Annotated in this window: 18 protein-coding genes; 15 read left to right on the forward strand and 3 right to left on the reverse strand. The window is 40.8% G+C overall.

What is annotated here, in order from left to right:
* Positions 1–11: 11 nt before the first annotated feature.
* Positions 12–767 carry a DeoR/GlpR family DNA-binding transcription regulator gene (locus MKX41_RS07515; RefSeq protein WP_076299016.1) on the reverse strand — a complete coding sequence of 252 codons (756 nt, stop codon included), beginning with the start codon at positions 765–767 and terminating at the stop codon, positions 12–14.
* Between the two features lie 217 nt (positions 768–984).
* Between MKX41_RS07515 and MKX41_RS07520 the strand changes: the two genes are divergently transcribed.
* The 10 genes from MKX41_RS07520 (at position 985) to MKX41_RS07565 (ending at position 13400) form a co-directional block, all read left to right on the forward strand.
* Entirely contained in the window at positions 985–1446 is a 462-nt protein-coding gene (locus MKX41_RS07520) for an RNA polymerase sigma factor (RefSeq protein WP_445671341.1), read from the forward strand.
* 20 nt (positions 1447–1466) lie between these two features.
* The gene (locus tag MKX41_RS07525; protein WP_340969347.1) at positions 1467–2933 is read left to right on the forward strand and encodes a DUF4179 domain-containing protein; all 1467 of its coding nucleotides are present in this window, start codon (positions 1467–1469) and stop codon (positions 2931–2933) included.
* A gap of 204 nt (positions 2934–3137) precedes the next feature.
* The gene (locus MKX41_RS07530) at positions 3138–4004 is read left to right on the forward strand and encodes a carbohydrate ABC transporter permease (RefSeq protein WP_076299069.1); all 867 of its coding nucleotides are present in this window, start codon (positions 3138–3140) and stop codon (positions 4002–4004) included.
* 58 nt (positions 4005–4062) lie between these two features.
* Positions 4063–4896, forward strand: a complete 834-nt coding sequence (locus MKX41_RS07535) for a carbohydrate ABC transporter permease (RefSeq protein ID WP_179086678.1) — start codon at positions 4063–4065, stop codon at positions 4894–4896.
* 20 nt (positions 4897–4916) lie between these two features.
* Positions 4917–6077, forward strand: a complete 1161-nt coding sequence (locus MKX41_RS07540) for an efflux RND transporter periplasmic adaptor subunit (RefSeq protein ID WP_340969350.1) — start codon at positions 4917–4919, stop codon at positions 6075–6077.
* 38 nt (positions 6078–6115) lie between these two features.
* The gene (locus MKX41_RS07545) at positions 6116–7456 is read left to right on the forward strand and encodes an ABC transporter substrate-binding protein (protein ID WP_340969352.1); all 1341 of its coding nucleotides are present in this window, start codon (positions 6116–6118) and stop codon (positions 7454–7456) included.
* A 37-nt stretch (positions 7457–7493) separates the two neighbouring features.
* Positions 7494–10001 (forward strand): hypothetical protein, encoded by a 2508-nt coding sequence (locus MKX41_RS07550; RefSeq protein WP_340969354.1) that lies wholly within the window; start codon positions 7494–7496, stop codon positions 9999–10001.
* A 252-nt stretch (positions 10002–10253) separates the two neighbouring features.
* The gene (gene nhaC / locus MKX41_RS07555) at positions 10254–11627 is read left to right on the forward strand and encodes a Na+/H+ antiporter NhaC (RefSeq protein WP_340969355.1); all 1374 of its coding nucleotides are present in this window, start codon (positions 10254–10256) and stop codon (positions 11625–11627) included.
* Positions 11628–11755: 128 nt separating this feature from the next.
* Positions 11756–12976 carry a GNAT family N-acetyltransferase gene (locus MKX41_RS07560; RefSeq protein WP_340969356.1) on the forward strand — a complete coding sequence of 407 codons (1221 nt, stop codon included), beginning with the start codon at positions 11756–11758 and terminating at the stop codon, positions 12974–12976.
* Positions 12977–13076: 100 nt separating this feature from the next.
* Positions 13077–13400 carry a hypothetical protein gene (locus tag MKX41_RS07565; protein ID WP_042188099.1) on the forward strand — a complete coding sequence of 108 codons (324 nt, stop codon included), beginning with the start codon at positions 13077–13079 and terminating at the stop codon, positions 13398–13400.
* A 57-nt stretch (positions 13401–13457) separates the two neighbouring features.
* Here MKX41_RS07565 and MKX41_RS07570 read toward each other — a convergent pair whose 3' ends face one another.
* Together MKX41_RS07570 and MKX41_RS07575 are read right to left on the reverse strand one after the other, a co-directional pair.
* The gene (locus MKX41_RS07570) at positions 13458–14336 is read right to left on the reverse strand and encodes a deoxyribonuclease IV (RefSeq protein WP_076285752.1); all 879 of its coding nucleotides are present in this window, start codon (positions 14334–14336) and stop codon (positions 13458–13460) included.
* Between the two features lie 163 nt (positions 14337–14499).
* On the reverse strand, positions 14500–15417 hold the full coding sequence (locus tag MKX41_RS07575; RefSeq protein ID WP_340969357.1) for a M23 family metallopeptidase: 918 nt from the start codon (positions 15415–15417) through the stop codon (positions 14500–14502).
* 308 nt (positions 15418–15725) lie between these two features.
* On the opposite strand from MKX41_RS07575, the gene MKX41_RS07580 reads away from it, so the two are divergent.
* From MKX41_RS07580 to MKX41_RS07600, 5 genes are all read left to right on the forward strand, one after another.
* The gene (locus MKX41_RS07580; protein ID WP_042188104.1) at positions 15726–16481 is read left to right on the forward strand and encodes a response regulator transcription factor; all 756 of its coding nucleotides are present in this window, start codon (positions 15726–15728) and stop codon (positions 16479–16481) included.
* Positions 16478–18229, forward strand: coding sequence for a sensor histidine kinase (locus MKX41_RS07585; protein WP_340969358.1), 1752 nt, complete (start codon positions 16478–16480; stop codon positions 18227–18229). Before MKX41_RS07580 ends, MKX41_RS07585 begins: the two co-directional genes overlap by 4 nt.
* A 183-nt stretch (positions 18230–18412) precedes the next feature.
* Positions 18413–19279 carry an SDR family oxidoreductase gene (locus MKX41_RS07590; RefSeq protein WP_340969359.1) on the forward strand — a complete coding sequence of 289 codons (867 nt, stop codon included), beginning with the start codon at positions 18413–18415 and terminating at the stop codon, positions 19277–19279.
* 179 nt (positions 19280–19458) lie between these two features.
* Positions 19459–20007, forward strand: coding sequence for a CueP family metal-binding protein (locus MKX41_RS07595; protein ID WP_340969360.1), 549 nt, complete (start codon positions 19459–19461; stop codon positions 20005–20007).
* 283 nt (positions 20008–20290) lie between these two features.
* Positions 20291–20791, forward strand: a complete 501-nt coding sequence (locus tag MKX41_RS07600; protein WP_076285748.1) for a DinB family protein — start codon at positions 20291–20293, stop codon at positions 20789–20791.
* Positions 20792–20917: the final 126 nt, after the last annotated feature.

Here is a 20917-nt window from a genome sequence, read left to right on the forward strand (position 1 = left end):
TTAGAAAGTATCTATACTGTAATTACGTTAACGCCGAGTTTGTTATATGTATCAACAATTTTATTGTCTACTGTACCTTCAGTGATTAAATAGTCTAACGCGGATACCTTGGCTACAAAAAAAGTGGATATTTTCTCCAGCTTTTCTTTCGTAGCTATGGCGATAACCATGGAAGATTGTTCAAAAAGTTGATTCTTAATGATGGATTCCTCATAAGAGGGAACAGTTATGCCCACCTTTGAATCCAGCGTGGATACGCCAAGGATTGTTAGATCCAAATGGATTTGCTGTATCGCTCTAAGCGTTGCGGCTCCGAATAACACTTGGTTCTTTTTATCGAGGTCTCCACCTAACAAGGTTATACTAGCTTTGGACAACCGGCACAACGATAACGCAATTGAGGGGGAATTGGTAATAATTCTTCCATCAAAATGCTCAGGAATGTTCTCAGCTACTTTTAAATTTGTGGACCCTCCATCAATAAAAATAACCTTTGCATTCTCAATAAGTGTGCAAGCTCGTTTAGCTAAGTCAGCTTTGGTCTGGCTATTAAATTCTACACGTGAATTGAAATCTTTCATGTCATTAATAAGGCTATGAGCACCACCATGAATTCGTTTGAGAAGTCCCAGCTTCGACAAGCTTTGTAAATCTTTTCGTATGGTATCTTCTGTTACATTTAATTCCTGTGTTAATTCTTGGACAACGACGCGGCCTTCGGTCTCTACTTTTTTTAGGATATACGCCTGTCTGTCAGCTTTTAGCACTGATCCACCTCTTTTCACAAAATGCTCTAAAGGTTGTACTTAACGTTACTATTTTACTACATATGAAATGAATTTGAAAAAAATCAATCGTTTTTACGTTCAACTCCGTCTTACTTATAGATATATGAGGTGGATGCATCTTCCTGATAGAAGATAGAGGGGGTGGTGGAAGGTGGAAAACACAATGGATGAAGTCAGAATGGTAGATTTTGCGCAAATGGATGAAGAAGCTTTTTTTAGTCGTTTGTATGTGGAACATCGAAAAATGTACGCTATTGCCTACAGTTATCTGCGAACAGAGGCAGACACGCTGGAAGTGATCCAAGAAGCTTCATGCAGGGCATGGATGAAACGCAAAAAATTAAAGGATGAACAGTCCTTCACACCTTGGCTGATCCGAATAACGATTAATTGCTGCATGGATGAGCTACGGCGCAAAAAGCGTGTGATAGTAGCGGAGAAGATGGTGGAGGAAGAGGCACAGGAAATGAAGAGTAATGACCGAATTGATCTGGAGCGTGCGATGAATCGGATAAAACCTAAATACCGGCATGTTGTAACGCTTAAATACTACCATGACATGACCACTGTCGAAATTGCCAAAGTGTTAAAAAGGCCAGAAGGTACGATTAAGACTTGGCTGCGCGAAGGACTCAAACAGCTTCGAAGTTATCTATAGCGATATTGGAGGTGAATGGAATGACAGAAAAAGAAGATCGTATTCTACGTAAGAACGTCGATGAAGTGCAACAGAATGTCGAAACAATACAGGAGATGAAAATCTACAACGCTATGAAAAAGGGAATTGTGGAAGGGAAGAAGCGAGAAAACCGACGCATCTATACTACAGGTATGGGCGTGGTTGCAGCTGCAGTGGTTGCGTTACTGTTTACATACTCAACAATCGGATTACCGAATAAGGTGGCACAACCTTCAGTACAATCGGCGAGCACTAAAAACACGGATAATTTCAAAGCTTATCGCTCGTTCTCAAGGTTAGAGCCTGCGCTGGCCAGTGCTCTTGAGCAGAATCTCGTTGTGCCGGTCGGTCAAAGTGCGGAAAACAAGGGTTACCGGATAGATGTGACAGGTGCCGTTACAGATGGACGGAAAGTTTATGTTTTATACAGTGTTCAGAACAATACGGACGAAGTAGTTATACACGCGGATTTTGAGCTTCAATTTGAAGGAATAAAGGAATCGCCTCTTCACAAAGGCGCATCATTAAGTATGCTCGCTAGCGAGAGCCGAATTCAACCTGGGCAGTCTATGGATTTTATATACTCCACTAATCTTTCACCAACGGTTAAATATCCAAAGAAAGTAAACTATAATATAATTCTTACAGAAACTTCAGATAAGGCTCTCCTATCCAGTAGTAATAAGTATCGGACTAGTCTAGATGTTGCTTTCGAGCTTGATCCTGACATGCTTAAAGCACAGGAACGTATGCTGGATACAGACGGAACACTGACAGTGGACGGGCAAAAGATTAGAGTGAATCAAGTGCAGTATACTCCGCTTAGCACCTATGTGGATCTGGAATATAATCAGAATAATAATAAACAGATTTTTCAATTAATTAATCCAGTACTGATTACTAAAAAAGGGGACACAGTTGAGAAGTTGTATTACCCCGATATCATTAATTCTGACAATTCCGAAGTCTACTCAGACAACTCCAAGTTCACGTTAGTGTTCAAGAATAGTAAGGGCAGCCATCAGCCGGATTCTGTGACGTTGAAAGCATTCGGAATTTCGGCAGTCGAAAAGGATCAAATGAAAATTGTCGTGGATCTTAACAAATATCAGCTTATTGAAGCGCCCGGAACTGGACTTGAGTTAGTCACGCCAAAACAAGAGAATAATGTAGAGGAAGGAGAAATCCTCCTAAGACGTAATCTTGAGAATGCTCAATATTTAGATGGCTCTACTAGACTTGCTGAGACTTTTACTGACGCAAAAGGGAAGGTACATAATAGAGCAACTTCCACAAGCAGCTTCAGCAGCTATACGACTTCTAAGGATGGGTCAGCCGTGAACGAGTTTGGATATAATTTTGGCGCGGAAGCGAAGAACTATCCTCAGCCATTAACGATAACGTTAGAGAAATATACAAATCCAATTATGGATACGCAGGCTGTGGAGTTGTACTCGAAGAATTAGAAAGCAATGAATGATTAAACAAAAGATTGAATTTTATATTAACTCTTTTAGCCGTTGATAATTCTATCAACGGTTTTTCTGTGACCCCACATCTTCATTTTTTGAAATTTAAGAAATACTTAATATATACCATACTTCTTTTTAAAAAGTTTTACTTATTCTAAGTACATGAAGGAGGTTACTGAAAGAATGATAAACCCAATTATGAAGAAATGGCTCCGAAAGGATGTCTCAGCGGCAATAATGTTCCTGGCACCAAGCGGTATCGGATTCGCGATGTTTTACCTTATACCGTTTGTTATGGGAGTATTCTATTCTTTTATGGATAGCACGATAGAGGGCCACTTTGTAGGGTTTGATAATTACCGAGAGCTGCTAGATAGCGATTCTTTCCGTAAAGCAGCATCTAATACATTTTATTTTAGTGTGATAAGTGTTCCACTAATGCTTGTGCTCTCGTTAGGATTAGCAATGCTATTGAATAAAAATACATATCTTCGGAATTGGCTGAGGACTGGATACGTGTTGCCGCTTGTCGTACCTGTCGCCTCCATCATTCTGATCTGGCAGATGCTCTTCGATTGGAATGGCTCGCTTAACGCCTGGCTGAACAACTTCGGTATCGATCGTGTGGATTGGATGAAGACGGATGCAGCTAGAAATGTAATCATTGTTGTTTATTTATGGAAGAACATTGGTTATAACGTGATTTTATTCTTGGCGGGATTGCAGCAAATTCCAAAGGATTATTATGAAACAGCTCAAATTGAAGGTGCTGGACGATTACGGCAGTTTCGCAGTATTACGCTTGTCTATCTAACCTCTTCGATGTTTTTTGTAATCATCATGTCGATTATTAATTCATTCAAAGTGTTTCGAGAAACGTATTTAATCGCTGGTGATTATCCGCACGACAGCATTTACATGCTGCAGCATTATATGAACAATATGTTCATGTCGCTCGATGTTCAGAAGCTGACTGCCGCGGCGACCTTGATGTTTGGTTGTATTTTATTGATTGTGTTGGGATTGTTTGCATTTGAACGGAGGCATAGACAATTCATGGAATAGGGGTGAAAAGGTTGTGACAGTTGTCAAAGTGTTGCGAAAAGGGGCATTAACACTCGTTATGGCTGTTATTGCAGTCTTGTTATTATTCCCGATTGTGATCACATTCACAAATTCGCTTATGACAGAGAAAGAAATTGAGATCAATTATGGACCTATCGGGCAGATGAATGAGGTGATTGAAGGGAGAGAAGATCCTTTTGTAAATTTAAAACTGCTGCCGGATCAAGTGTCCTTGGACCAGTATACTAAGGTTCTCCTAGACAACCCTAAATATCTGACGATGTTCTGGAACTCAGTATTCATGGTTGTGCCCATCATTGCAGGACAAACATTAGTAGCAGCACTCGCTGCCTATGCATTCTCGAAGCTGAAATTCCGGGGACGAGATCCTTTGTTTCTTATTTATGTTCTAACGATGCTTATGCCTTTTCAAGTGACGCTAGTACCGAACTATATTATGGCGGATAGGCTAGGAATATTAAATAGTTCATATGCAATTATATTGCCTGGAATTTTCGCAGCTTTTGGTGTGTTTATGCTCAGACAGTTCATGCTAGATATACCGTATGCGTATATCGAAGCAAGCAAAATGGATGGTGCTGGACATTTTCTGATTTTCTACAAGATTATAATTCCGATGATTAAACCTGGTCTGGCAGCACTAGTCATATTATTGTTTGTGGATTATTGGAATATGGTGGAGCAGCCGCTTATTTTTCTTGATGATCCGTTTAAACAGCCATTGTCAGTCTTTTTATCGAGGATCAATGAAGGCGAGCGAGGCATTGCTTTTGCTGCATCTATACTTTATATGGCTCCGATGGTGATGCTATTTCTGTATGCGGAATCGTATTTTATTGAAGGTGTTCAATTGTCTGGTATCAAAGGTTGATTGGAGGAGAATGACGGGATATGGAGTTAGGTATAGAGCCGACTGATCGTAGACGTAAACGAAATATTCAAGTCGTCTTCATGGTTTTTATGGGATTATTGTTGTTTTTTACATTGTTCAGTAACACAATACAAACTTTGACCTTGCCGAAAGTTAGAACCGAAAAACCAACAAAGGGAAATCTTTTATTTACGATTGAAGGTAGTGGGATATTGCAGCCACTTGCTGAAGTTAGACTTTCGAATACTTCCGGACTGAAGGTCGAACAAATTCTTGTGAAAGAAGGACAACGTGTAAAGAAGGGACAAAAACTTATTATCTATGAGAGCAAAACTGTTGAGCAAGAATTGAAAGACGAAATAACAAATTTAGAAAAGCAGAAAATTGATCAACAGAATAGGCAAGATCAGTACATCCAATCCGCGCTGGAGGAGGATGAATTCAAAATCAGAAATACAAGACGTGATATCGAAAAAGGGAAGTTAGATATCTTAGCTCAGGAGAATAAGATTAGCGGACTAAAAAATCGTCTAACAAGCGAAAAACAACTACTGTCTCCGTTCGATGGTCTGATTTCAAAATTAAATGCCGTCGAAGGGTTAATTTCAATGGGAGAACCGGATGTGATTGTATCGAACAGCAGTCGGGGTTACAGATTGGATATTATCGTGGATTCCGTGCATTTGTCCAATTTAGGGATTTCTGCTGGAGAAAAGATAGAGGTCGAGGTTGATATGAATCATGGACAAGAAGCACGGACCCTAAGCGGCTCCATCGAAGAAGTTGCGAATTCAGAGTCACGTACTGATAGCCCCTCTAGTAATGAGTCCGGGAAGACTCAAACCATTCCTCAAAAGAATTTGAGAATAAAAGTCGTTGATCCAGAACTTAAAGGAGGTGAACAGGCTCAGATCAAAATCGAAAAACATTCACTCCAAGAGGGATTACTCCTATCCAATGAAGCTATTCATGAGGATCGCGAAGGTTTGTTTGTCTATAAAGTTGACGAGCAGCGGGGGGCATTAGGCAATGTCTTTGTCGCTCAAAAAGTTCGTATTCACTCCAGTGAAAAAAACGAGAAAGAAACAATGATTCAATCGGATATTCTCTATGAGGAGGATTCAATTATTCTGGAAAGTAGTGAACCTCTTGAAGACGGGAACCGAGTTCGACTGCAATAAGAATTCAAATAAACGAGCAAATAGTAGGAGGAAATCAAATGTTTAAAAGGTCTATTTTTGTACTATTAATGGGTGCTTTGATAATGACAACGGCATGTAATTCCGGAGGTAATGAGAAAGTGGAAAGTAAGGGGAAAACGACAACTGAAGAGGGGAAGACAATCTTGACTCTATCTCTAGCAGAATCGAGTGCATTCTATCAGGCGCTAGAGAAAAAGTTTGAAGCGAAATACCCGGATATCGACCTACAAATTAAGGCATATAAAGAAGTGGGAAATGAGTGGGGGGAGAATGGTTATGTAGAATATAAAAAAACAACGAATACAGCCCTACTCTCCGGAAAAGGTGCAGATATTTTTGATATAAGCGCCTTTTCAATCAATGATTATGTGAGTAAAAAGTTGCTTGTGAACATGAATGATATATTTGAACACGATAAAACGGTAAATAAGAGTGATTTAGAAATGAATGTTTTGGACGCAATGAAGGTAAACGACGGCCTATATTTCATTCCTACCGGGTTCGCTTTTAGAGCGTTCATAGGTGATGGGAATATGATTAAGAACTCAAATGTGAAGATTGACGATAAGAATTGGACTTGGAAAGAGTTTGGGGAACAATCGAAGGAAATTATACAACAGGCTGGGAAGGACGCTAAAAACAAACTTTATGCCTTAACGGAGTACCCAGCGGAAATGACACTCCAAGAAATGGCTATTGATAATTATAATTTGTTTGTTGATAGTGAAGCGAAACAAGCGAAATTCGACTCGCCTGATTTTGTGGAGCTGTTGGAACAAGTCAAGAAAATGTATAAAGAACAAGTTATGACTTCGGAGCCAGCGGAGATAGGTAATCAGCTTTTTAACTCCATCGTTATATGGTCACCAACAGACTTTATCGATGGTCCATATTCTTACTTTGAAAATCCGGTGTACCTTCAAAAGCCACATGCAGGTCAGACTGGTGGTATGAGAATCATTCCTTCATCATCGCTCGCCATACAAGCCAATACTCCGGTGAAAGAAGAAGCTTATAAGTTTATGACCTTCTTGTTATCTGAAGAAGCACAGTCCTTGCAAGATAGAGAAGGATTCTCTCTGCTCCAATCAGTGAACGATAAGAATTTAAACGATGTTCAGGAAAAGGTGGAAAGTGGAGCATATAAGCTTCCAACCGGAAAAGCGGCTAAGGTTTCTGATGAAGAATTTACTAAGTTTAAAGAAATCATTCATACGGTAGATCAATATGCGGAACTGGATACTAAAGTGCTTTCTATTATTGGGGAGGAGTCCTCATCATTCTTCAGTGGACAAAAATCTGCGGAAGATGTTGCAAAGCTGATCCAGAATCGAGTAGCAACCGTTCTAAACGAATAGAAGTATTGAACAGGATTTTGTATAAGGAGGGAGACTCATGCACAAACCACTAAAGACATACGCTGTAGTTCTGCTCAGTGCAATGATGTTAAGCCAACCTCTTGCAAACAGCATTTACGCAGCACCGACAAGTGCTTCAACTGCAGCGGTATTCACTCTTGACAAACTTGGGTCGATCGCTTTAAAAAACAATGTCAACGTGAAGCTAATAGATATGGATATTTTAGAGCAACCGAGCGGTAATATACTTATATACACACTTAGTTATAGCAATAGTAGTACCAATAGTGTAGTTCACGTAGATTATTTCTCAAGGGTTACTACAACTGGGGGGACAGTCATACAAGGTAAACCTGTCACGAGAGATGTTACTAAAAAAAATATTCCTTCAATGAGTAGTCAAATTGTAACTTACTACGTGAATATTGGAGAGTCTACAAAATTAAACGGCACCAAAGTGACCCTATTGAAGTGGGATTTCAGTAGCCAGGATTATCAGAAAAAGCTAGGCGAATTCTCCATTCCGGCAAGTTACTCAGTTGTCGTTCCTCAAGGCCAGAGCAAGAAGCTCACGCTGGATAATCTGCAAGTTGATATCAAAGTGGAAAGTATGCAAAGGCTTAAAAGGAATGGAAAAGTCTATATGAGAGTTGGCGTTAGTTACACGAATTTGGGTAAAAAAGTGCTAAGCAATTCTACTTATATTGCGTACCTGAGATCAGCTGGTGGTTCGGTGTTCGAACTTAAGCAGGAGGATGCTAGCAGCAGTTTCGATGTACAGTCCCAAGAAAAGAAGACGATTTATTATTTAACTGAAGTTCCTTCCTATATGAAGACTGAACATATGATCTTGCAATTTGCACAAGAAGATGAAGCTTTGAAAATAATGCTACCTGTTAAATCCTTTAAGCTTCCTGCATTAACAACTGTCGACTTTGCTGTGGCTAATTATGCTGTTAAGAAGATTTCTGTAAAGAATAATACGGTTGAAACGCAATTGAAGAGTGCTTCCGTATATTCGGAGAATGACTCCGCGAAATGGAATCTTCAATTCCGACTTAAGAATCTTGGGAATAAACCTATCACTATACCTGCATACGAGCTTACGGTTAAAGCAGCTGAAGGACTTAGTATTCCAGTAGACTCAAAAGCACTTGCCAATTTAACATTGAAACCGCTTGAAGAGAAGATCGTCAGTCTCAGGGCGGATGTGCCATTAATACTTAATCAAGGTACATTAAAGCTAGAGTGGAAGGAACCTGCTGTTGACGACAAAGTTATTTTCCCAACTGCGCTGTATAACATACCTTATGCTCTAGAAAACAATAATCTGATAGGACAAGGGTATTCGGTCGAGAATAGCTACGGGAAATTCATGGTGAAACTTGGATCCTATCAGCGTTTGCCTTGGGATGATGGTGATCAAATCGTAACTACTATCAGCATCCGTAACACCGGCTTAACCTCAGTACAGCTACCTTCTTTAAAAGCTATAGTTAAAGCAGGAATGAGTGATCTTAGCAGTACAGCCCAGATCGTGACCACAAATACGCAATCGATGCTTGCTCCCAATGAAGCGACAGAGATCTATGTGATAGCGAGAGTTCCATATACTTATAGTTTCAATCAGCTAAAGATAGAGTTGCAAGATACCTCTGGAGATGAAGTCACGAAGTTTCTCTCTATGAATACAAATTCGCTAAATAATGTGATCAATACGATTGCTGCAGGTGAATCTCACCAAGTGAACTCGTTAGGCAGAAAAGCAAAAGTTCGCGAGCGTCGGACAACCACTTATAATGAAAACAGTTCTAGCTTGATCTATACGGAACTGGAAATGATTAACGAAGAACCACGTCAGTCGAAACAGGCACAGCTTGTGGCTTATTACAAAACACCTGACAACCAATTTTTCAAGGCGGTGGTTAGCCAATCGACAACTCCAACAAGCCCAAATGGTAAAAACCTGGTTACAATCTGGAGTAAACTTCCGCAAGGGGTGAATACGTCTGAGCTTGTGCTTTATATTGGGGAAGGGGTTGCTGACGGTAAGCTTACAGATTTAGGGGGAACATCCACTGGATTTATCAATAGTGTTAAATTAGCACTTACCCCTATGACAGCAATCTCACAGAATAATCTAACAAGTGTCGATCTATTCCCTTACAACCTTTCGGTTGCAAATGCAGTGGGTACGATTACTGAAGAGAAAGGTACATTAGATATTGTTATGAATTATAGCTTATTCGAAAAAGACGCTTTTGAAGCAGGTGCCTATGAGCATAAGCTAGTCTTAGAAATTATTGACCCTTACGGACAATCCATGGAGAAGACTTTGCAACTGGGGTCTGATTTGCCAATGGGTAATAATAAATCATACTCAATCTCATTTAATAGTAACTTCCACAGAATATTAAGGGGAGGAAGCATTCGTATAAATCTATATGATGAGTTTCAGGGTCATAGGATGTTGCTAGGGAGTCAGTCTTACCCGTTAAATTACGTTTCATCAGAACAGAGAACACCTAAAAACACTGGCAATTAAAATTGTAGTGAGTTGGGTTAAGAACAAGTCTAATGTGTTGGCATAATTGCCAGCACTTTTTTTATTTCTCGCATATACTTATGAACTTTTTATGGAAATTCCTTCAATGTATGTTCTTTACATTGACTGTTCTCAGTCTTTTCGTTAAGATTACCTCTGCGCTTCAATGCCAAAAAGCAAAAAAGCTTAAAAGTGCGGAAGCGTTCGATCATTATTTTTATACCCAATACAATGTTAAGGAGCATTATCTTCATGGAACGTCAGCTTAGTTTCTCAAAAAGCATGATCATCATCGTTTTTATTTTTGCACTTCTATTTGTATCTATCTTTCTATTGAAAGCGGAGCCGCATCTACCGCTTCTCGTAACTACAATAGGGACAGCCGTCTTACTAGGAATGTTTGGTTTCTCTTGGAAGAAGATCGAATCAGCCATTATTCAAGGGATACAAACGGCTATAATGCCAATTCTCATCCTCATGCTGATTGGAATTCTGATCGCTGTGTGGATGATGAGCGGTACAGTGCCGTCGCTTTTATACTATGGTATGGATTATATTAATCCGAATTATTTTGCGGTGAGCGCATTATATGTCACGATCATCGTCTCGATGTTCACTGGAAGCTCCTTCACGACAGTTAGCACCATCGGCGTTGCTTTAATGGGAATTGCAGTAACTACGGGGATTTCCCCAACTTTGGCTGCTGGAGCAATTATCAGTGGGGCTTGTTTTGGTGATAAAATGTCGCCACTTTCCGATACAACGAATTTTGCACCTGCAGTAGCGGGGATATCCTTATTTACACACATTCGTAATATGGCATACACTACGGTGCCGGCGCTTGTTATCACCACTCTCTTTTTTCTGTTCGCTCCAAAGGGGAATTCGATCGACTTATCCTCGATTAAAGACATTAAGCTTGCGTTACAAGATGGATTCCATATTCATTGGTTAACACTGCTATCTCCGCTAGCTGTCATCGCTTGTTCGATCAAGCGGATACCGATCCTGCCTACGTTAGTTGTTGGTATTGTAAGTGGTCTTCTTGTGACGGCTTTGATTCAGCAGCAGACTGAAATCGATGTCTGGTTTAGTGTAATGCAGAGTGGATATAACAGTAATATCGCGAATGAAATGGTTGCTTCTATCGTGAACCGCGGAGGAATGCAATCGATGATGTGGTCTGTATCTCTAATCTTAATTGCCTTATCCTTAGGTGGTTTGATTCAGCATTGCGGTGTCATTGAGGCCTTTTTCCGTAAACTCATTCAACCACTCAAGCGTAAGAGCAGCATTGTACTGATGAGCGGAGCGTCATCCATTGCGGTAAATGGCATGACGGGTGAACAGTATCTTTCGATTCTTTTGCCAGGTCAAATGTTCAAAGATGAATATAATCGCCGTGGCATTCCAGCGAAGACACTGTCCCGTACGCTAGAAGATTGCGGCACTCTCGTTAATCCATTGATTCCATGGGGTGTCAGTGGTGCCTTCTTCGCAGTGACTCTGGGTGTACCCGTGATAGAATATGCGCCGTATGCAACTTTCTTATGGTTAAGTCCATTCATCACGTTTGCTTACGCGTTGATCCCTAGATTACAAAGGAACTCATTGGGTAAAGATTAAGAAATCTCAAGATAATGGACACCTAATGCATTGATTCAACGTATATAAAGAATACTATGCGTTGAGTCAATGTGATCAAGCTAGTGATCTAAGCTTAAAAAGTGGTCAATTTATCGGAGGTAATAACAGTGAGTCGCAGTAAGTTACAGGATAGAATCAAATTAGCTAATGTCGAGACTAAGCACGCAGAACAATTTAATAATCTATTACGTTATGTATTTCAAGTGACCAATCGTGATCTGCAAATCTTTGGCTGGGAGAATCGTGAAATCACTCAGGCTAAGTTGCCAGTTCTTAAGTATGCTGATGTTGTAGGTTGGTTTGATGGAGACAAGCTCATCTCTCAGTTAGCCGTATACCCATTTCAGGTTAATATTTTTGGGCATATCTATGAGATGGGTGGATTAACGGGTGTTGGAACCTATCCCGAATATGCCAATTTAGGTTTAATGAATAAACTGATGCTTCATGCTTTAACTAAAATGCGGGATCGTAAACAATCGATATCTTATCTTTATCCGTATTCAATCCCTTATTATAGAAGAAAAGGCTGGGAAATCATCACTGATAAAATCTCATTTGAAGTGCCGGATACACAGTTGCCAAAAATGAGAAATGTCCCAGGAAATGTGGAACGTGTATCCATTGAACATCCAGATATCAAAGTGATTTATGATCAGTTTGCCGTGCAGCATCATGGGGCGATGATTCGTAATGAGTTAGCTTGGGAAGAATATTTGCGGTGGGATTTAGATGATATGACGGTAGGTATTTATTACAATAACAACGATGAACCCATGGGGTACTTGTTGTATTGGGTCGCCGAAGAAATATTTTATATCAAAGAGATGGTATACATTGTTGAAGAGGCTCGAACGGGCTTGTGGAATTTTATTAGTGCGCACTTTTCAATGATTAAGCTGGTTAAAGGGGATATTTATAAAGGAGAACCGTTGTCATTCATATTAGATGATGGGGATATTAAAGAAACGATCGCTCCATACTTTATGGCACGGATTGTAGATGTCCGTTTATTTATCGAACAGTATCCTTTTAAACGGCAGGACAAAGACTGTGAGCTCATTTTTAACTTAAGCGATCCGATGCTGGAATGGAATCGAGGGACATTTTCACTAACTGTAGATAAAGAAGGGAAGGGGACCCTGCGAGAAGGGGGATTAAATCCTTCACTCACGATTGATATTCCTACCTTAACAACCATGTTAATGGGCTATAAGCGGCCAACCTACCTGGCTCGCATCGGACGTATTCAGACGGATGAAGCCACGATTCATTTGCTGGAAGGACTGATTAGACCAGAGCATCCTTATTTCTCTGATTATTTTTAAAATATGTGAACCTTTGAAGCATACTCTAATGAGTGTGCTTTTTTGCTCTTTTTATAGTAGAATAGTCTCTCAGCAACACAATATGATATGAGGTGTAAGAATGGCAATTAATTTTACTAAACCAATGATCACTAAATTACAACAAGAAATTACCGAGCTCGAAAACAAAATCAAGAGCACACAGAACAAAAAAGAAAAATCTAAATTTAAAATTAATCAATTAGAACAGGATATGAAATTTAGCAAGTCTCACACAGATTTGAGCAGTAAAATGTCGCGAATCAAAAAGCTGAATGATGAGATAAAAACCTTAAATCGTATGCAAGCTGATCTGTCAAAAGAATTAACCGCAAAGAAAAACTCACTAAAGAAACTCCAAGTGAACGAAACCGCACCTGTTACGAATGATCCAGCAAAAGGATAAATTGATTATAGTTTATAGCATAAACGCTTACCGTCCTTATAAGGACGCCGAAGGCGTTTATGCTTGTTTTATCGGCTCATCCGTTTCTCCTCGTAGCAATGAAATCTCATGCTTATAGGGCGGGTTGACATATTTCTTTTCACCGATGGAGGGGGTCTCCAGGAGCTTGGGAATGGTTGTTAGCTGTGGATGGTGGACTACATATCGAAGCGCCTGAAGGCCGATATATCCATGTCCGATATTTTCGTGCCTGTCTTTTCGCGAGCCGATGATATTCTTTGAATCATTTACGTGAATGACTTTTAGGCGCTCTATTCCAATTATGCGATCAAATTGATCCAATATGCCATCAAAATCTTCCTTCACATTATAACCAGCATCGTGGATATGGCAAGTGTCCAGACAAATAGACAGGCGCTCGTTATTAGTAACTCCATCAATGATCGCTGCTAATTCCTCAAATGTAATTCCGCATTCACTACCTTTTCCCGCCATGGTCTCTAATGAAACCTGAACATTTCGTTTATCGGACAGCACTTCGTTCAAGCCTTCTACAATTCGAGAAATTCCGGCCTGTGGACCCGCACCCACATGGGAACCGGGATGCAGGACAATTTGTGTAGAGCCTAAAGCTTCCGTTCTAATAATCTCTGATTGAAGAAACTCAATACTATGTTCAAAGACCTGAGCGGATAGCGTATTCCCTAAGTTAACAATAAATGGAGCATGTACAACGATATTTGAAATGCCATTATCTCTCATGTGAGCTTGTCCAGCTTCAATATTCAAAGCTTCAATGGGCTTACGGCGAGTATTATGAGGAGCTCCGGTATATATTAGGAAGGTGGTCGCTCCATAAGATGCTGCCTCTTCACTAGCTCGAAGGAGCATTTTTGGTCCAGTCATGGATACATGTGACCCAAGGAGTAAAGTCATCTGGTGTAACACTTCCTTTCTTCAGAGAAGAGATCAGTATTTAGTCACTATAGGCCTATTAATATTTGTAAATCGACCTATTTGTATGTATTCAAGCTTAGGTATAGGTTGTCTCGTCCGAATATCTCCTAGGAGAGACAACCTTATCAACCCAAAATGATCGCTATTCAGTGGCGGTAATCGTCTCGCCTTGGATTGGATTCAATCCGTTCTCCCACCTAACAGGGATTGAACGAGAGTTGAACAAATCTACTCCGTCAGAAATCTGGAAATGCAAATGGGGCTCACTAGAGTTGCCTGAGTTACCTGTCAGTCCAATGACATCGCCTTTTTTAACTATATCGCCCGCCTTAACTGTAATCGAGCCTTTCTTTAGATGAGCTAGATGGCTGTATTCACCACCGTGGTCGATGATCACGTTATTGCCGGTTGCCTGGTTTGGATTCATGACACCGACAGGTTCATTATCTTTAATATCATTCACAACCGATACGATTGTACCATCCGCAGGGGCGAGAATTTTTTCGCCAAAGGCATAATAGCTTTTGTTTTTTAGCGGATCCCCTTTATAAGAATAGTTATTCTTGGCTTTGATGAAATCATAAGCGTATCGCTGGATCTCTACTTCATAATGATAATTTACGAGAATATTCTTTCCGCCCCAAAATACAAACCAGTCACCTTCGAAAGGCAACGCGTATTCCTGCTTGCTAAGTTTCGAGTCGGTTTCAGGGGAGGATGTCAGTTCTTGAATCTGGATTAATGAAATGGTTCCATCCGGATCAAACATTCCGATAAGCCCTTTATTACCTGCATCACTCACCCAAGTACGTCGATCAAATCCATTAAGCTGCATATCAGAAGCTTTATTCAGTGTCTGGATATCCTTAGTGAATTCCTTAGCGGTCTCAGCTAATTCAGTTTCACTAACCTCATCTTTCAAAGGCTGACTAAAGTGGGCGTACATTTCTTTATAGTTCCCTTTAAGCAGAAAATTTGGCAGATCATCAGGCAGGAACATTGTTTCGTTTGATTCTACAGCTGAACTGGATGTTTGCTCCACTTTCGCATTATTGTTCATATCCGTTTTTCCTCCTCCACAAGCTGTTAATAGCAAGGCAAGTGATCCTATTGCCAAAACTGTTTTTGCTGACATTCCCGGTATGCTGATTATTTTTTTAGAGCTTTTTTTCAAGAATATCGCCTCCCATTAGTCAAATTATAGCAAATGAGTCTTAGCTCTTCTGAAACACAGTATTAATACGATCTTAACTTTTGGTGTAGTAGACGAATACGAATTAAGCTTCTGTTAAGGTAAGTGCGATTGATAGCGTCCAGAATCATGCTATGATGATAAAAACAAGGGCTATTTGGAAAGGGAATTTCACAATGAATGAAGCATCGATTTTACTTGTAGATGATGAACAATCGCTTTTGGAGATTATGGAGACTGTATTACGCAAAGAGGGTTATTTAAATATTGATACTGCGGTGACGGGTGAAGAAGCGATAAGCGCCTGCGAAGCCAAAAAATATGATTTGATTGTATTGGATGTGATGTTGCCAGGACGCAGTGGAATTGAAATCTGTCCTTTTATCCGGCAGACGACGGACGCCCCTATCCTGTTTCTTACGGCTCGAACCTCTGATTTTGATAAGCTGACCGGATTTGCTATAGGTGGAGATGATTATATCACTAAACCCTTTAATCCACTTGAAGTTGTCGCTCGAATAAGAGCGCAGTTACGGCGGTACTTAAGTTCACCTGCTCCATCAGATACTGATAAGATCACAGCGACAGTTCACAGCAAATCTGCGAACGTTTACGATTACGGGAGATTTAAACTGGATGAGACGGCAGGGGAGCTGCTGGTTGAGGGTGAGTCGGTCTCTTGTCCGGCACTTGTATTCCAATTGCTGCTGTTCTTATGTAAACATCCCAATCAAATATTCAGCAAAAGTGAATTATATGAAAAGGTTTGGGGTGAAGAAGCCTTAAGTGATGATAATACGGTCATGGTGCATATTCACCGTATAAGAGAGCGTATAGAAGCAGACCCATCCGATCCGAAGTTTATTGTTAATGTTAGAGGTCTTGGGTACAAACTGGTTAAAGTAGAACGTCAAGAGTTGTCTGCGCCATGAATATTAAGCGCCGGTTAACGTTAAAGTTTGTTCTTCAGCTCGCAATTACGGGCATGGTAGTACTCGCTATTTCTGCCATAACATTTACTTGGATTTTGCTGCGGTTTCTTGATATTAGTCTCTCGCGTGATTTTGCCAATGTGGGTCTTGAACAATTGGTAGAATCTTCTAAGATTGATGAGGATGGCATACATTTTTCTCCGAGTTTACTGGAGCAAGTGAAGAAAAATAAAGGCTGGCTACAAAGTCTAAATGAAGATGGGCAAGTTGAGAGTGCCTATAATACACCTAAAGATGTACCCATTCAATATGGCCCTGGCGAAGTAGTTGCTTATTGGACGGGCACTCAGCCGTTTCCTTATAATCTGGCACTATGGATTCAAGAAAAGGATGGTAAACAGCTCGCACTGGTGTATGGTGCGCCTAATGTATTAGGTCCACTATTAAAGAAAGTGAGTGAGGGGACATTCGCTGCTGCGAAAGGGGACCCAGTACTTCCTGATGAACTTGAAAAAGAAATTAAATCGGCCCAAGCTTTTGTTCAACTTATAGATTCATCAGGCAATGAAGTGGTTTCTTATAATAGACCTAATATGATACCCACTCAGTACTCCGTTCAAGAGCTTGCACTTCGCACCCTGTACAGTGAACGATATGGGTACCATGTTCTTTCTTCTTTTGATAAGGACTCAGGTCGTACTTGGATCGTGGGAGAACCCAATATCAAAGGGACAGATCCAAGTAAAAAAGTGTGGATACCAGAGGAAGTAAAGGTCGTGATCATCGGTTCATTTGCCATGCTTATCGCTTTATTGATCGCGTTTGTGTTGCTCTCTTTATGGCAAGCTCATCGTTTCGGTGCACCTATGCTGCATATGCTCGTGTGGCTCGATTCCATCGGAAATGCCATCTATACAGAGCCAACGGATCGTAAAGGACTTCGTCGCAGTCGAACAGCCGTGGGTAAATGGAGGAGAAGATACCGTGTTTTTGCTGATGTGATGGTTTCAATTGAGAAATTATCGGCAACCTTGAAGAGTGATCAAGTACTGCGGGAAGAGACGGAGAGCTTACGCGAGGAATGGATCGCCGGTGTTACTCATGATTTGAAAACCCCATTATCCTCAATCACAGGATATGCTCATTTACTGGCCGAACCAAAATACGATTGGTCGAAAGAGGAAGTTCGTAAGTTTACAACGACTATGCTAGATAAATCGGCCCATATGGACATGCTGATCAGTGATCTTGCAATGACCTATCGTCTAAAGTCAGGAATTAAACCACCTGAGACGATGGAAGTTGAATTGAACGCTTGGCTGCAACAAGCTCTCGAACAAGCTGCTGCCAATCCTGCCTACGGGAAGCAGCGAATAGTATTTCTGCCTGGACAAACCGAAGTAAGAGCTCAATTGTATACGCCATGGCTAGAAAGGGTTGTCAACAATTTAACTGCGAATGCGCTGCTCCACAACCCACCGGATACGAAGTTGACCGTTTCGCTTATTCATAAAGATAGGGACACCGGATTTATCATTCAATTTGCTGATGACGGCGATGGAATGGATGAAGAAACAATGATCCGGCTATTTGAACGATATTATCGAGGAACGGATACAGCGTCTACCTCCAACGGTTCTGGGCTCGGCATGGCGATTTCTAAAGGACTGATCGAATGTATGGGGGGCCGGATTACTGTCGAGAGTCACGTAGGTAAAGGAACGGTTATTAAGTTAATATGGAGCTGATATCTTCATTCAAGCCCTCGCTGTATTCCAACCGGATACCGCGAGGGTTGTTTGTATTTATTAGGATGAGTCAAGGCTATAAAAATAAAGGAGTTGACATCTTTTTTTAATGTAACTACAATAGTTACAGGTGAGCGATTATTAAGAGGATGAAATTCATCCTAATTTGAGGAGGATTTTAAAATGAAAATAGCTATAACAGGAGCAACAGGTCAATTCGGATCATTGGTGATAGAGTCTCTACTTAAAACTGTACCCGCAGGGGACCTTGTAGTAAGTGTCCGGAATCCAGATAAAGCAAGTGATCTTAAAGCGCGTGGTGTGGAAGTCCGTCATGGTGACTTTGATAAGCCGGAAACATTGGATGTAGCGTTTGCCGGTGTGGATCGACTGCTAATTGTATCTTCAGATGGAGATAACGAGACTCGGATTCGCCAACATAAGGCAGCTATTGATTCAGCCGCTAAAGCTGGTGTTGGATTCATTGCCTATACAAGCGTAGGACATGCTGAGAAGAGTGAGCTGTTCCTTGCTGAAGTACACCGTGTAACCGAGGAAGCCATTCGAGCTACCGGAATTCCTTACAGTTTCCTTCGCAACAACTGGTACATGGAGAACGAGATTGGATCTATCCAAGGCGCCGTAGCAGGTGCCCCATGGGTAACTTCTGCTGGTAGTGGTAAAGTTGGTTGGGCAGCACGAGGAGATTATGCAGAAGCTGCTGCTAATGTTCTAGCTGGGGAAGGACATGAGAATTCTGTCTATGAATTGTCTGGCAAGCCTTTAACACAAGAAGAATTGACTGGAATTATAAGTGGCGTAATTGGTAAAAAAATTAAAGTGCTGCAAGTTGACGACGAAGCTTATGCGAAAATCATGGCTGAGGTTGGTGTACCAGAAGCTGCTCTGCCATTCGTTGTTGCGATTCAACGTGGTATTCGCGAAGGATGGCTGGATATTGAAAGTGGCGATCTAGAGAAAGTATTGAATCGTCCAGTCACTCCGTTAGCGGATATTATCAGTGATCTTGTAAATAGTCTGCAAGCTTAAATAATATATCAAGATTCAAGGCTTCTTCTCGGTGAAAAACCAGAAGGGGCCTTTTTTTGTGCATCGTTAACATCAACGATAAAGGTTTCGTGAAGTAATAATAATGATATAATAGGAAACATATGTGAACTATTGGTGTAATGAAAATGATTGAATCGAAGAGAAGGGGATGAATATCAATGAGGACAAAAATTTGGATGGCTTCTGGTGCAGTAGTTGTTGTTGCTTTAGGGGCTGTTTTATTTGTGGGGGGAAATGATAAAAAATCACCCGCAGCAACCGATACATCTAACGTTAAACAATTAGTGCAGGAATATAGTTCAAGCAGCATGAAAGACCTCTCTGCTTCCATCACTTCAGAGCAGCTTATTGTGACCGACAGCAACAATCAATCAACCAAATATGACTTACCCAAAGATGAGTTTTTTGTTTCCATCGCACCATATGTTAAGAATACACACCCGTGTGCAACACATAGCTTGACTGGATGCCAAGGGGAATTAACAGAACAAATGTTTGATGTATATGTCGAGGACACTGCGGGCAATGTGATTGTGGATCAAACTATGAAGTCCCAATCTAACGGATTCATTGATCTTTGGTTACCTCGTGATAAGAAATATAATGTAACGATTGAACAGGATGGTGTAAAAGCGAAAGCCGCACTTTCCACTTTTAAGAGTGATAATACATGTGTTACGACCATGCAATTAGTAGAGAGTATCTAAGCATCAGAGACAGCGAAGTCACTACTTCCTCTGAAAATTCCATATCGGACCTGCCATTTAATTTATGGGAGGTTTTTTATGTATCTGTAAGAATAAGAAGGTTCTAAGGTAAAGTTTAATTATAGTGATTTTCCACCTCCTGGAAATGGTATAATCTGATGGATATCAAGAATCGAGCTTTTATAGGGAGTGTTCCTTGAAGAAGGGTATCGTCGAAAAACTCACGGGTGATTCTCTATGATAAATTTTAGTTGGTACTTCATTTTTGAGAGGAGATAGAGGAATGGATAAAGATCTGATCATCGGGGATGTTTTGCAGGAGTTAGCTGGTACGCGTCGTATGCTGGAGAAGCTGACGCAGGAGCATATGACATGGAAACCACACGAAAAGTCAATGAGTCTCGGTGGGTTATCCACACATCTCGTCAATCTGCTAAACTGGCAATCAGCCATTCTTCTTCACTCGGAGTTTGATTTGGCGTCTGTGCCATATCGACGAGAAGCGCTGGAGAGCCCCGCCGCGGTTCTGCAAGAGTTCGATATGAGCGCTCGCAAGATTGAAGAATTAATTTCTGAAAGCAATGTGGAGACGCTTGGTGCGGAGTGGACACTGCGTAATGGCACAGCGGTTATCCGCCGTCAGACACGGGCAGTCGCGCTTCGTACCATCGGCTTGAATCACATGATTCACCACCGGGCACAGCTTGGGGTATATTTCCGACTTCTAAATATACCAGTGCCGGGCCTTTACGGACCCTCTGCAGATGAATTAGCGAACGCCTAATTAATGAATTTCTTAATGAGTTAAGGATCGGAAAGTTGAAAAAAACAAATCGGCATGATAACATGGATACAAATTAATGATCGGAGTTGAAAAGTATAGTGTAGTAATTATTCTTGCGACACATGA

The sequence above is a fragment of the Paenibacillus sp. FSL R5-0475 genome (assembly GCF_038004585.1).
Classification (GTDB): Bacteria; Bacillota; Bacilli; order Paenibacillales; family Paenibacillaceae; genus Paenibacillus_AQ.